Genomic DNA, 12,770 nt, shown 5'->3' on the forward strand with positions numbered 1-12,770 from the left:
CGGGGATAAATCCTAGCCCGTCGGTCGGCCGCCATCGCTCCATGCTGTAACCCGTTCCAAGGGCCTGTATCAAGTCTTCGGGAAAGAGATGAGGGGGTAGATTCACCGTGAGCATCGGCAGCATGAACGTGGAAGAGAGGATACTGGCGGCGGTCTCCCTGGAGCCGGTGGACCGGCACCCCGTGTTCCCCATCCTGGTCACCGCGGCGCCGCGTCTGCGCGGCATCACCCAGGGCGAGGCCTGGCGCGACCACGAAAAGGCGCGGGAAGCGCTGCTCTGGTGCTGGAGGGAATTCGGCTACGACGTCATCTCCAAGCCCAATTACTACTATCCCATGATCCCCGGCAGGTTCTGCGGGGCGCCGGTGCGCAATCTCATCCCCGGCCGCCAGCTTCCCGAGGACGCCCTCTACCAGATAGACGAGCGCGTCCTCTTCCCCCGCGAGGACTACGACCGCATAGCGGCCCTTCCTACAGCGCTACGTGGACGCCTTCATCGCCGAGGGCATACTGCCCTGGCTGCATTTCGACACCGATTGGGGCATCGACCTGCCCCATCTCCGCAGGCTCCCCCGTGGGAAGTGCGTGTGCGACCTTGACGGGATGACGGATATCTTCCGCGCCAAGGAGATCCTGGGAGGACACATGTGCATAAGCGGCGATGTCCCCGCTGCCCTCCTCACCCTGGGCAGCCCGGACGACGTCGCGGCTTACTGCCGGCGGCTCATAGACGAGGTGGGCGAGGGGGGAGGCTTCATGCTCACCACGGGATGCGAATGCCCCGTGGACGTCAAACCCGAGAACCTCCGGGCTATGGTGCAGACAGGCCTGGAATACCGCGGCGGAAGGCGGACACCCGGGGATAAGGAGCCGGCCGTCGCCGTCGAGGCCGCGGCGGAGTTCACCCTGCCGGCGGGAGAGATTTCCGAGGCCTTCTCCCAGCTCCTGTACGACGAGGTCAAGGCGAAGGCGGATGACGGGCAGGCGGGCGCCTTTCCGGTTCCGGCAACATATGCCGTGAGCTCGTCGCCGCATGGCGGAGCCCTGGTGTACGGCGCTTCCGAAGACGCACGGACGGACAGGAATCCCGCGAGCGCCGACGTACCCGCCCCTGGAGCGACGGCCCCTTTTCAGCGCGTCCGCGCCTTCCGGGGGTTTGCAGGCCTTTACGAGGCGGCGCGGGTCCGCAAGCGCGCCTATGCCCGCCCCTGGACGAGACGCAGCAGGCGGTTGAGCTTCACGGCGTGCTCGGGACACAGCTCGTAGCAGCAGTAGCAGTTGATGCACCTCGAGGGATCGAAGCGGGGATACCGTTCCACCTTTATCGCCCCCACGGGGCAGCCCTCCTCGCAGGTGCGGCAGCCGGTACAGCGGCTGCGGTCCACCTCCAGGGCGCGGTGGGAGAGAAGGGCGAACACCAGGCGCTGGAAGGGCGCCGTCCAGGACATGCGCGGCACGGTGGAGGGGCGCTTGAAGCCCGGGATGACCTCTAGGAGGCCGGACACCTCTATGTCCTCCAGGGATGCGGGACCCAGCCCGCGCTCCGCGGCGACCACCAGGGTGGGCACCCGCGCGGGGTCCAGGCCCATCATGGCGGCCATCACCGCGTCCAGGGCCACGCCGTTGCGGGAGGCGAGGATCTTCCCCAGCTCGCGGACGTCCTCGCACGAGGGACCATTGCCCTCCATGGCCGTCACCGCGTCCATGACCACCAGGTCGGGCACGCGTATCTGGTAGATGTCCACCAGCAGCTCGTCGAAGTCGCGGAAACGCGGCGCGGCGGCGTGCATGCGCGCCTTGTCCGCACCCACCAGAAAGCCGAAGCTGTTCTTCACCGCGCCGGTGATGAGGGTGCTGACGTGGGTCTTGAACTTGGGCATGGAGATGAGCACCTCGCAGTCGAGCACCTGGGAGGAGATGGAGACCTCACTCACGAAGCGCGAGCGCAGGGGCACGGTGCGCGGTGAGGCGGCCATGTTCGTCCATTCCCCACCCACCGCTTCCTCCATCCCGGTTTCCCTGCACACCCTGCCTATGCAGCCGTAACCCCGCAGGCCGGGATTATCGCCCACCCGTACCCGGCATCCCCTCTCCTTCAGGACCTCCACCATGGCCTTCACCACCAGGGGGTGGGTGATGATGCCGCTCTCCCCCGGCCACGGGCCGAGCAGGTTCGGTTTTACAAGGACCTCTTTCCCGTCCAGGGCGAGTGGGAACTCCTCCAGTATCTGCCGCATGCGCTCACGCAGCAGGCCCTCGTCGTAGCCCGCCTCGAGCACCAGCACCTTCTCCTTCATCCCCGCTCCTACCTCCTCTTTTCCGCGTTTTTCCGCGACTGCACCGGGAGCTTTCGTAAATATAACGCCCGCGGCACGGAAAGCGCTATGGGTTCCGCGCCCCGGGACCGGAACCTTATACCCGGAGATCGGCGGCGCGGCGGGCCGGGCGACCGATACCCCGCTTCCGGGGCTTCCCGCGCCGACGTGGCTCATGGTGAAGGCGGCGACATCCGTCGCACCCACCGCGTCCGCGCCGGGTCTCAGGGATGCCGGCACCTCCGGTGCCGTTACGACGGACTCGCGGGGCCGGGCCGAGGTCACGGGAAGACCCGGATCCTCGAAGGGCGGGCTCGCTTGATGGGGCGGCCGGCGTGCTGTTAGGATAGACGCGGGATGCGAGTCCGTTTCGAGCGCAGGTTGCCGGCAGGGGGGTTCGCCGATCAGGTTACGGGTTATTGCCGTGTCACAGATATCGCGGAGTCATTGGGGGTGATGGCCTTGAAAGGCTGGCCGCGCGACGGCGTTATCGACGAATGGTACGAGGGCGCGCTGGAGAGCGTTTACGCGCGAAGGTACCAGAACCTCTATGCCGTATTCCTCGACGGGCTACAGAAATACCCCGACGAGGAGATCTTCGTCTTCCCCACCCTGGGCGAGAGGTACACGCGCAGACACCTGGACGAACTGGTGCGGAGGACGGCCGCCTCCCTCATCGACGACTACGGCATCGCCAAGGGCGACCGCGTGGCCATGATCCTCCTGAACAACCCCGAGTTCTGCATCAGCTACCTGGCCATCGCCGCCGCGGGGGCGATATCGGTGGTGATAAACGCCAGGCTGGAGACAGAGGAGATCGCCTACCAGCTGCGCGATTCCGGGGCGCGCCTGCTCATCGTGGAGAGGGACCTCTATGAGAGGGTACAGCCCCTCAAGGGTCAGCTGGAGAGCCTCGCCGACATCGTGGTCAGCGGAAGCGAAGGCGTTGACGGCAACCCGCCCTTCACCAGCCTCCTGGCGCGGGAAGCCCCGGGTCACATCAGGGTGGAGGTGAGCGAGAGGGACATCTGCAGTATCTGCTACACCTCCGGCACCACGGGAAAGCCGAAGGGAAGCATCATCACCCACCGCAATGTGGTCGCCAACGCCATGGCCCTGTTGAGCTGCATGCCATACCTCATCCCGGAAAAATATACCATGGAGGACGTCCACCGCATAAAGCAGATGATCTCGGTGCCGCTCTTTCACGTCACCGCCCTGCACACACTTTTCAACCTCTGCCTGCTGGGAGCGGGCGCGGTGGTGTTGCCCGTGTTCCAGGCCGACCAGGTCATCGAGTCCATGATCGAGGAGGAGGTCAATTTCTTCGTGGGGGTCACGGCCATGTTCTGGCTGCTGCGCATGCAACCCAACTACCAGAAACTGGTGGAGGCGGGCAAAGTGGAGGTCATGTTCCAGGGGGGGTCCCCCATGCCCCCGGAGCTGGGGGAGCTCATGCTCAGGGATTTCCCCCACGCCAAGATCGGCAACGGCTTCGGGATGACCGAGACCACCTCCATCGGGGCGGGCTCACTGCTCCCGCCGGAGGAGGTCGTGAGGCGGGGCTCGTCCATCGGCTGGCCCACTCCTCCCACCTTGTTCAAGGCGGTGGACGAGAACCTGCGCGAGGTCCCGGTGGGTGAGCCGGGAGAGCTGCTGATCAGCGGCTCGGGGGTCTGCCGCGGCTACTGGAACCTTCCCGAAAAGACGCGCGAGAGCTTCATCGTGGACGAGGACGGCAGGCGGTGGCACCGCTCGGGCGACGTGGTGGTGGTGGACGAAGAGGGATTCTATACCATCGTGGACCGCAAGAAGGACATGATCCTGCGCGGCGGCGAGAACGTCTATTCCGTGGAGGTGGAGAACCTCATCCTCATGAACCCCAAGGTCCTCCAGGCGGCGGTGGTGGGGGTTCCCGACCAGGTGCTGGGGGAGAAGATAAAGGCGGTGGTGTTCCCCATGCCGGGACACAGCCTGACCCCCGAGGAGGTGCTGGATTTCTGCCGCGGGAAGATCGCGGATTACAAGGTCCCGGATTACGTGGTCATCTCCGAGGCGCCGCTGCCCATGAACCCCGGGGGCAAGATCATGAAGGACCGCCTGCGGGAGGCCTAGCGGGGATGCCCGGGAGCCCATCCCCGTAAGCCGATCTCTCGCCGCGGTGTCTAGCCGGGCAGGCCGGAGCGGGGGGCGGCATCATTCCCCGTCGGCGCCGCGGCCGTCCCCCTCCTATCGCCGGTCCCGGAAGAGGCAGGTCGTTGTCGGATATCAGCGTTCTCGATAGCCATCGGGTCAACAAACCGTCGCCGGCACAGGAAGGGGCAGGCCGTTGCACGAGGCGAGCGATGGAGGGCATGATGCCGGAAGGGGCCGGATGTGGGCGCCCGGTCTCGAGGTCTTCCGCTGCCCCGGAACGGTTACCTCGCTGGTGGGGGCGGGTGCGGCTTCGTCTCGTGTCGTGATGCGCCCGCCCCCGCGGTGCATGCGGCGGTCGAGGCCGACGCTCAGGGCATCAGGTTGGCCAGCGAGAGCCCGAAGGCCATGTCCCCCTCGAGCTTTATCTTGCCCTGCATGAAGGCCATGGGCCCGTTGATCTTACCCGTGGCCACTTCGGCGAGGTCGTTGGACTTGCCCATGATCTTCAGGCTGGGCTGGGAGGCGCCGTTGAAGACGGCGGTGACGGGCATCACCCAGTCGCCGGGCATGGTAACCTCCAGTTCCACCGTGCCCTTGGCCTGGCTGACGGCGTCGTACTGCTTCCGACCCGTGAGGGAGGAGGCCATGTCCACCAGGGGACGGATGAAATCCTCGCCGATGATCACGTGGAGCATGGGATTCTCCACCCCTCCAGGAGTGACGCTGATCTCCCTGGCGTCCTTGATGGATATGCCATAGACCAGGCTCTTCTCCCCCTTGAAGGTGATCTGCAGCGTGAAAAGCGTGCCCTCCATGTCCGGCAGCGGCTTTTCCGCCAGGCGCTTCCCCACCAAGGACGGGATGTAGGACTCCAGGAACTCCTGGATGCCGACGGTGTTATCCGCCATCTCTCTTCCCCCTTTCTTCTTCCCGACTGCGTGAACGGTCCGACTCCACAACCCGCTCGCACGAGGCGGACCCGTGTCTATGCCTATCCGCCGCGGGAGCCCGCGTACCAGGGATCCCGCAGGCGGTCGATCTCTTCCCCGTTCGGTTCGCAGAAGGCCTGACCCCTTTCCTCCAGGCGTCGCAGGGCCCTCCCGACCTCCGCCGTCTCCATGCCCAGGGAGGAGGCGATCTCGCCGGCGTCGGCCCCGGGACATTCCCTGAGGTAGAGGAGGATCCTCTCGGCGTCGGACCTTATCCTGCGCACCGCCTCTCTGCCTTTCTCGGTCAGCTCCAGGCTCTCAAGGGCGCGCTTCTCCTTTCGCCTCTCCAAGAAGGCGTCGATGTCCTCCTGGGTCACTACGTAGCGTTTGCCGACCCTGGCCGCTCTCAGTTCGCCCTTGCGGATATAGTGCCGCACCGTCTGCACGTTGACCCCCAGCGTCTTGGCGACGTGCACGGTGTTCATGTAGTTACGCAACTCCGCCTCCAGGACTCTCTCCCTTGCTTTTATAACCCATTTACGTTGTTTGATGTTGTGTGATATTGTGTAGCATATATGTTAGATATATGTCAAGTTGTATTAATCCCGGACATATCCTTGGAAAAACGCCGTGCCGGAGGGCGCTCCTCCCGCCCCTGTGGACCCCGCTCCCGGCCTTGCCATCTCATGGCCGCGGCGGGCTCCGGGCCTCCCGCGGAAGGCGAGAGAGGAGCGTAACGATGGTTGGGGCTTGCGCGGACGCGGCGGCCGGGACCTCGGCCCAGGGCGCGCAGAGGCAAGGAGCTCCGCATGGAAGCACGTTCCTCCATCCGCTCTACCAACCAGGAGGACAGCGGGTGCGCAGAGGCACGGGGCTCCGTATGGAAGCACGCCGGCTCCGGCGTCGTAACCTTTTAGCCGGCCGGGGGAGCGCGTCGTTCAGCCGTTGATCAGCGCCAGGGCGCGCATGGCGCGCTGCATGGAAGGAAATACCAGCACACCCTCCTGCAGCAGGCGCGAGCGCAGGCGCCGCAGGATCTCCTCGAAATGCAGGTCCTCGAGGCCGTTGGCTCGCGAATAGAGGACCAGCACCACCGGCTTGCCGCTCTTCCGCCTCGCGCGGACCAGGACGTCGGCGGCTGCGATGAGCCCCTCCTCCCCGCCCAGCCCGTAGCCGAAGTTGAGGGCGAGGTCGAAGATGAGGATGTCCGTGCCGGGATCGGAAGCGGCCGTCTCCATGACCGCCTCGAAGACGGGCAGGGGCACCAGGGGGGTGCCGATGTCGGTGGGGTTTCCCACCGCGGCCCCGGGTGCGGCGAGCACCGCGCGCAGGCGGGAGGCGGTCTCCTCCAGGAGCGGCGGCACTTCGAGACCCTCTTCCTCCGCGAGGTCCGCGGCATATGTGCCCAGGCCTCCGCCGCCGCCGGTGATGAAGAGCCTGCGCCCCGGTCTCCTTCCCAGGTGCTTGAGGGCGAGGAGCACGTCGCAGGTCTCGTCCACCCCGGAGACCTCTATGGCGTCGCACTGGCGCAGCAGGCCTTCCCATATCATGGAAGAACCCGCCATGGAACCTGTATGAGATGTCACGGCGCGCGAGGAGGACTCGCTCTTGCCCACCTTCCAGATCACCACCGTCTTGCGGGAGGCGGCCTCGGCCAGTGCCGCGGCGAAGAGCCTGCCGTCCGTGGTCCCCTCCAGGTAGGCGCCGATGATGGAGGTCTGCGGGTCGGCCGCGAAGTAGCGCAGGAGCTCGATCTCGTTGAGGTCGGCCCCGTTCCCGTAGCTGACGATGGCGCTGAAGTCGATACCCAGGCTCTTGCACTGGCGACCGACGTGCACCGAGAAACCTCCGCTCTGGGAGATATAGGCGACGTCGCCCGGCCTGTCAGAGAAATCGTGTCCCGGCAGCAGCGCCAGGCGGTTGCGCGGATTGTAGATGCCGAAGCAGTTGGGCCCCACGATGCGGAATCCCCCCTCCCGTGCCAGGCGCAGCGCCTTCGCCTCCAGCGCCGCTCCCTCGCCGCCCGCCTCGCGGAAGCCCGCCGCCATGATGATGACCCCCTTCACCCCCAGGTCCGCGCAGTCCTCGAGGATGTCCATGGAGCGGTGGGCGGGGATGGTGAGGTAGACGAGGTCCGGCACCTCCGGGAGGGACCTCAGGTCGGGATAGACCGGCCGCCCCAGTATCTCCTTCTCCCCGGGGTTGACCAGCCACACCGGGCCCTTGAACCCGAAGGTGAGCTGGGTGGCGGTGAAGAGGGAGCCGAACTTCACCGGTTTGGCGGAAGCGCCCACGATGGCCAGGGAGCGGGCGTTGATGATGGCGTCTATCTCCTCGAAGTCGAATCCCACCGTTATCACATCCTTTGCTGTGGTCGGGGCGTCGCCCCCGTGCTGTTCGCCCGGTGACGTTCAGGCGGGCCATTTGGTCACGATAAAGGATAACCCGTGGGCGCGACGCGATGAAAGACCCGTGACGAAAGAACCCGGGAGGCCCGGATCGAGCGCCCGTCTGTGCGTGGCCGGTGCCGGGATGGGTTTAAGGGCCGCGCGTATCGGATATATCACACCTTGGGCCGAGCGTTCCATAGGAAAGGGATGGCGCGGCAGGGGTGGACGGGAGCTCTCGCAAAGCGGCAGGGACGAAAAGAGCATAAACCGTTTCCATTGACTGATATAGTAGTTCTGTTGTCGGTCGAGCCCGAAGGGAGGGGGAGATGATGGAAATCCGGTCGAGGCGGCGGGTTGCTTTCGCCTGCCTGGCGGTGGCGCTCTTGCTGCTTTCCGCGGTCGCCGGGTGCGGCAAGGCTGCGGAGCCCGAAAAGGTGAGCAGGCCGGGAGAGTACTCGGGATTCTCGGAACCCCTGTACGCCTCGTGGGATACCACCAGCCTGTACGTGCCCGTGCGGGACGGCACCAGGATCGCGGTGGACGTTTACCGCCCCGCGGACGGCCCGCAGGAGAAACTGCCGGCCGTTCTGGTCATGACCCCTTACCACCGGGCCAGCGTGAACAACGGCGAGGTCATGGATCTCACGAGCAAACTGGATTCCCCTTTTCGCACCCTCCTCTCCTACGGGTACGTGGTGGTGTGCGCGGACATCCGGGGCACTGGCGCCTCCTACGGGACCCGTTTCGGGATCTTCTCGCCCATCGAGGTCCAGGATGGGAGCGACCTCGTGGACTGGATCGCAGAGCAGGACTGGTGCGACGGCAACGTGGGCATGATGGGGCAGTCGTACCTGGCCATCATCCAGTTCATGAACGCCTCCAATCGCAATCCCCACCTCAAGTGCATCATTCCGCGCTACGCGGCCCTTGACCTCTACGACTTCGTGTATCCCGGCGGCATACTGGATTTCAACTTCGTCGAGGTCTATGACGTGGCCATGAAGCTCCTCAACGGCAACCGCAGCGCACCGGCGCTGGGGGTATATCCCAGCAAGCCGGTGGACGAGGACACGGACGGGAGCATGCTGGCGGAGGCCACCAGGGAGCATGAGGCCAATACCGACCTCGTCGAGCTGGCAGGCCGCATGCCCTTCCGCGACAGCGTGGTGGAGGCGCCCTGGGGAGAGCCCGTGGGATACCCCGTCGCCAGCCCCTCCGGGCACCTCGAGGAGATCGAGGCCTCGGGGGTGGCGATATACAACATGGGGGGTTGGCTCGACTGTTACAGCACCGATACCATCTCCTTCCAGGAAACCCTCCGTAACGAGAGCAAGACCCTCATCGGAGATTACGACCACACCCAGGGCTTCGACGCTTTCGCAACCGAATGCGTGCGCTTCTTCGACCGCTACCTTAAAGGCATCGATAACGGGATAGACAGGGAGCCGCCGTATTACATCTACACCACCGGAAGCGGAGTGTGGAGCTTCCTCGAGGAGTGGCCGCCCGAAGGCCAGACGGCGGCGGAATGGTATTTCGATGCCGGCGGCGGGCTGGTGGATGGCATGACCGCCGCCGAGGGGGTGGACGAGTACGTCGTCGATTACACCGCCACCAGCGGGAAGAACTCCCGCTGGCTGGCCATGACCGGCAGACCGAGCGTTTACGAAGACCGCTCCGAAGAGGACCTGAAATGCCTCACCTACACCAGCGCGCCCCTGGAGGAGGACCTCGAGGTCACCGGCCATCCGGTCCTGCGCCTGCAGGTCGCCAGCACCGCCACCGACGGCGATTTCTTCGTCTACCTGGAGGACCTGGCGGAGGACGGCCACGCGCAGTACAAGTCCGAGGGCCAGCTGAGGGCCTCGCTGCGGAAGACGGGGAAACGCCCCTGGCTTCCCGACCTGCCCTACCACCCCTGCATGCAGGCGGACGCGCAGCCGCTGGTGCCGGGGGAGAGGACCGAGCTCGCCATAACGCTGTTTCCGGTCTCGCACGTCTTCAAGAAGGGACACAGGATTCGCGTCTCCCTCGCCGGCGCCGATAGGGACAATTTCAGGACGCCGGAGCTGGCGCCCCCTCCGGTCTGGAAGGTCTACAGGGGCGGCGCCGAGGGGTCGCGCATGGAGATGCCGGTGATCCGGCGCGGTTGATACGCCGGTCCTGCGCGTATTGCCCGACCCGGACCTGAAGCGGTGCTATAATCGTCCCATGGGCGGAAAGCGTTTTGAGCTGGCCGAGATGACGGGACCCGAGGTCGATGCCCTCGATCCCGGGAAGACCCTGTTCGTCCTGGCCCTGAGCCCCCTGGAGGTGCATGGGCCACACCTTCCCCTGGGAACCGACGTGTGGATGGCGGAGGAGGTGAGGGAACGCGCCCTGCGCAAGCTGGCGGAAAGGCGCCCGGAGCTGGATTTCGTCATCCTGCCCTCCTGCTACCTGGGAAGCGACACCATCCCGGGTTCGATGGAGATCGACAGCAGGGCCGTAAACCTCATGTTACGGGGGGTCGCGACCTTCCTCGCGGACCGGGGGTTCAAATATCTCCTGGTCACCGACAACCACGGCGGCCCGCGCCACCAGATAGCCACCGCCAAGGCGGTGCGACGCATGTACGAAAGGCGCGGATTCCACATCGTCGCCCCCTTTCTCTCCTTTTTCCGCCGTATGGTGGAGCTGGACCCGGCCCTCCTGGCCCGGCTGGGGGCGGGCGAGGGGGCATGCGGAGACCCCCAGGACAGCCACGCCGGCCTCAATGAGACCTCCCTCATGCTGAGCTCTTATCCCGACAGGGTACGGCCTTCTTGGAAAGAACTGCCACGAGTGTCCATCAATACCCGCAGGTGGCCCTACCTCCTGCTGGGAGCCTTGGGGAAAGCCCTGCGCGCCTTGGGCCTGGGAGAGATGGGGGACGACGTGGCCTATGTGGGGCTCATGCTCTCCTGGGTCACGGAGAAGCACCCCTCCAACTACATCGGCGAGCCCCGTGCTGCCACGCCGGAAGCGGGCGAGCGTATGCTGGACGCTTTCAGCGACGAGGCGGTGGAGAGGGTGGAGGCGGCGCTGCGCGGGGAACGTCCCTACCATACCCCCCTGGGATGGTCGTTGCGCGCCATCGAGCCCAGCCGCTGACGGAGAAGCCGTGCCGGCAAGCCCACCGCCGGCGACCCGCGGCGGCGGCAAAGGGGAGCGATGGCCCCAGGCGCGACCGGATATGGCGCTAAGGATGACGTCGCGGAGACCGGTCTTCGCAGGCGATGCCCGGCGGTGATTCGGGGCCGCGTCGCCGCGTGCCGGAACCCCCGGGAGGTGCCGCGGACGTCAGGGTGAAGCGAGCTCGGTCAGCTGGGCCGCGAGGGCGGCGAAGCCGTCGCGGGAGAGGTCCCCGGTCACGGTTATCTCCAGGTTTCCGGCCACGAGGTGCATCTCCTGGCAGTCGAGGGCCGCGGTGTAGAGGGCGCTCCCTTCCTCCTCCTCGAACACCTCCTGCTGGGCCAGGTAGGCCCCGGTGAGCGTGCCCAGGCCCATGGTGTAGTATCCGAATTCCGGGTCGTAAGGGCTTTCTCTCACCTCCACCTGGCGTGTCCCGGCCCGGTAGAGCAGGTACAGCTCGCGAAAGCCCTCCGGGAATCGGATGGACTGCCCTTCCTGGGAGGAAAGGGAAACCGTGGGGTCGCGCCACCGCGCGCCCGCAAGCTCGAAGCCCTCCAGTACGGGGACGAGAGGCTCGAAGCCGACCACCGCCGCGGCATCCGGGAGGTCGAGCTGCCGGCAACCCCCGTCGCTCGCGACCGAGTGGGCGGCATCGCCGCTGTACCCGAACAGCGATCGCATATCGGGCGGGAAGGGCGAATCCCGGTAATCGAAACCCTCCTCGTATCCCTGGAAGCGGAAGACCACCTTGCGTTCCTGGCCGAGGTAGAGGTCTTTCCGCAGCGGAAGGCCGGTGCCGGCATCGAGCCATAGTTGCATGCGCGGGGTAAGCCCGGAGGCGGAATCCAGGCGCCAGGCGGGAGCGCCGTCGAGGTCCTCCCCGCCCGCCGCCTCCAGGCTGCCCCCCTCCAGGAGCGAGAGAAGGGAATAGAAGAAGTCGGCGTTCCCCACCAGGTGGTAGAGACCGAGGTACCGGCCGCCGTTGCGCAGGGCAGGTACGCACGTTACGGCCTCGCTTTCCACCTTCTCCAGCTCTCCCGAATCGCCGTAGGCGGCGCGCGCGCTGAAGAAGGCATCGCCGCGCTGCTCCGCGACCCTCACCAGCCGGGGCGAACCTTCGGCCTGCTCGTAGAGGCGGTATCGGTAGCGGTCGGGGAAGGCCAGCTCGAACTCCTCGCGGTAGAGACGCTCGCCGTCCTCGGTCACGCAGGTGTAGCGGAGGGTGTCAATGGCTCCCGCCCTTGATAAAAGCATCTCCTCAAGGTCGCGGGGCCCCCCCTGTCCGCCGCAGCCTGCGGCGAGCAGGGCGGCCAGCAGGGCGGCCAGCAGCGCGGCGGCGGACAGCGCCTGCGCCGCGCGGAGAGACCGTCTCGACGATCTCCGCGAGTGGCGGGGCGTCCGGTTCAGATCCGTGTCCCCACCGGTTTTCCCTGCCTTCATGAACAACTCCTCGCTCGATGCAGACCCTGCGCTTTCGCGGCGGCTCCGCAACCCGGCAGGTCGAGGCAGCCGCTCCGCCACGCGCTCATGCGCATGCGGCCCGTGTCCCCGGGAGCGTCACGCTCCCGTGCCCGCCGCCTTCTTCTCCCCGGCCCTGAGCCGCCCTGCCCATGTTGAGCTCCGGGAGGGAGCCGGGGTTCCCGACCCCGGGACGGCCGCGGGCCGCGCGCGGGATGCCGGGGGCAGGCCTCAGCGTACCCGCGACGACCGGATACCGCGAGACCGAGAGCGCCTCCTCGCCGTGGTCCACCGCTTCACCACGGCCCATCCTCCGCTCTAGACCTCCTATGTGAGGCGGGGCGAGCTTCCCCTCGCCCGTCTATGCCTATCCTAGCAGAGAGGCCATG

General features: G+C 66.3%; 10 protein-coding genes. 5 read left to right on the forward strand and 5 right to left on the reverse strand.

Annotation, left to right across the window (positions count from 1 at the left end):
- Positions 1-107: 107 nt before the first annotated feature.
- Positions 108-599: a hypothetical protein gene (locus tag H5T74_11270; protein MBC7230954.1), complete on the forward strand. Its 492-nt coding sequence runs from the start codon at positions 108-110 to the stop codon at positions 597-599.
- The gene (locus H5T74_11275) at positions 484-1,266 is read left to right on the forward strand and encodes a hypothetical protein (protein ID MBC7230955.1); all 783 of its coding nucleotides are present in this window, start codon (positions 484-486) and stop codon (positions 1,264-1,266) included. The genes H5T74_11270 and H5T74_11275 overlap by 116 nt, the downstream gene beginning before the upstream one ends.
- Here the strand turns inward: H5T74_11275 and H5T74_11280 are convergent.
- Positions 1,197-2,297: a DUF362 domain-containing protein gene (locus H5T74_11280; GenBank protein ID MBC7230956.1), complete on the reverse strand. Its 1,101-nt coding sequence runs from the start codon at positions 2,295-2,297 to the stop codon at positions 1,197-1,199. The two genes, H5T74_11275 and H5T74_11280, sit on opposite strands and share 70 nt — an antisense overlap.
- A 474-nt stretch (positions 2,298-2,771) precedes the next feature.
- On the opposite strand from H5T74_11280, the gene H5T74_11285 reads away from it, so the two are divergent.
- Positions 2,772-4,430 carry an acyl--CoA ligase gene (locus H5T74_11285; protein MBC7230957.1) on the forward strand — a complete coding sequence of 553 codons (1,659 nt, stop codon included), beginning with the start codon at positions 2,772-2,774 and terminating at the stop codon, positions 4,428-4,430.
- A gap of 389 nt (positions 4,431-4,819) precedes the next feature.
- Here the strand turns inward: H5T74_11285 and H5T74_11290 are convergent, their stop codons facing one another.
- From H5T74_11290 to H5T74_11300, 3 genes are all read right to left on the reverse strand, one after another.
- A complete protein-coding gene (locus H5T74_11290; protein ID MBC7230958.1) occupies positions 4,820-5,359 on the reverse strand; it encodes an SCP2 sterol-binding domain-containing protein in 540 nt (179 codons plus the stop codon).
- A gap of 83 nt (positions 5,360-5,442) precedes the next feature.
- Positions 5,443-5,877 carry a helix-turn-helix domain-containing protein gene (locus tag H5T74_11295; protein MBC7230959.1) on the reverse strand — a complete coding sequence of 145 codons (435 nt, stop codon included), beginning with the start codon at positions 5,875-5,877 and terminating at the stop codon, positions 5,443-5,445.
- A 441-nt stretch (positions 5,878-6,318) separates the two neighbouring features.
- Positions 6,319-7,740, reverse strand: coding sequence for a CoA-binding protein (locus tag H5T74_11300; protein ID MBC7230960.1), 1,422 nt, complete (start codon positions 7,738-7,740; stop codon positions 6,319-6,321).
- Positions 7,741-8,096: 356 nt separating this feature from the next.
- Between H5T74_11300 and H5T74_11305 the strand changes: the two genes are divergently transcribed.
- Positions 8,097-9,923, forward strand: coding sequence for a CocE/NonD family hydrolase (locus tag H5T74_11305; protein MBC7230961.1), 1,827 nt, complete (start codon positions 8,097-8,099; stop codon positions 9,921-9,923).
- Positions 9,924-9,981: 58 nt separating this feature from the next.
- A complete protein-coding gene (locus tag H5T74_11310) occupies positions 9,982-10,902 on the forward strand; it encodes a creatininase family protein (GenBank protein MBC7230962.1) in 921 nt (306 codons plus the stop codon).
- A gap of 189 nt (positions 10,903-11,091) precedes the next feature.
- Here the strand turns inward: H5T74_11310 and H5T74_11315 are convergent, their stop codons facing one another.
- A complete protein-coding gene (locus H5T74_11315) occupies positions 11,092-12,363 on the reverse strand; it encodes a hypothetical protein (GenBank protein MBC7230963.1) in 1,272 nt (423 codons plus the stop codon).
- Between the last annotated feature and the right edge of the window lie 407 nt (positions 12,364-12,770).

The sequence above is a fragment of the Actinomycetota bacterium genome, assembly GCA_014360645.1.
GTDB lineage: Bacteria > Actinomycetota > Geothermincolia > Geothermincolales > RBG-13-55-18 > Solincola_B.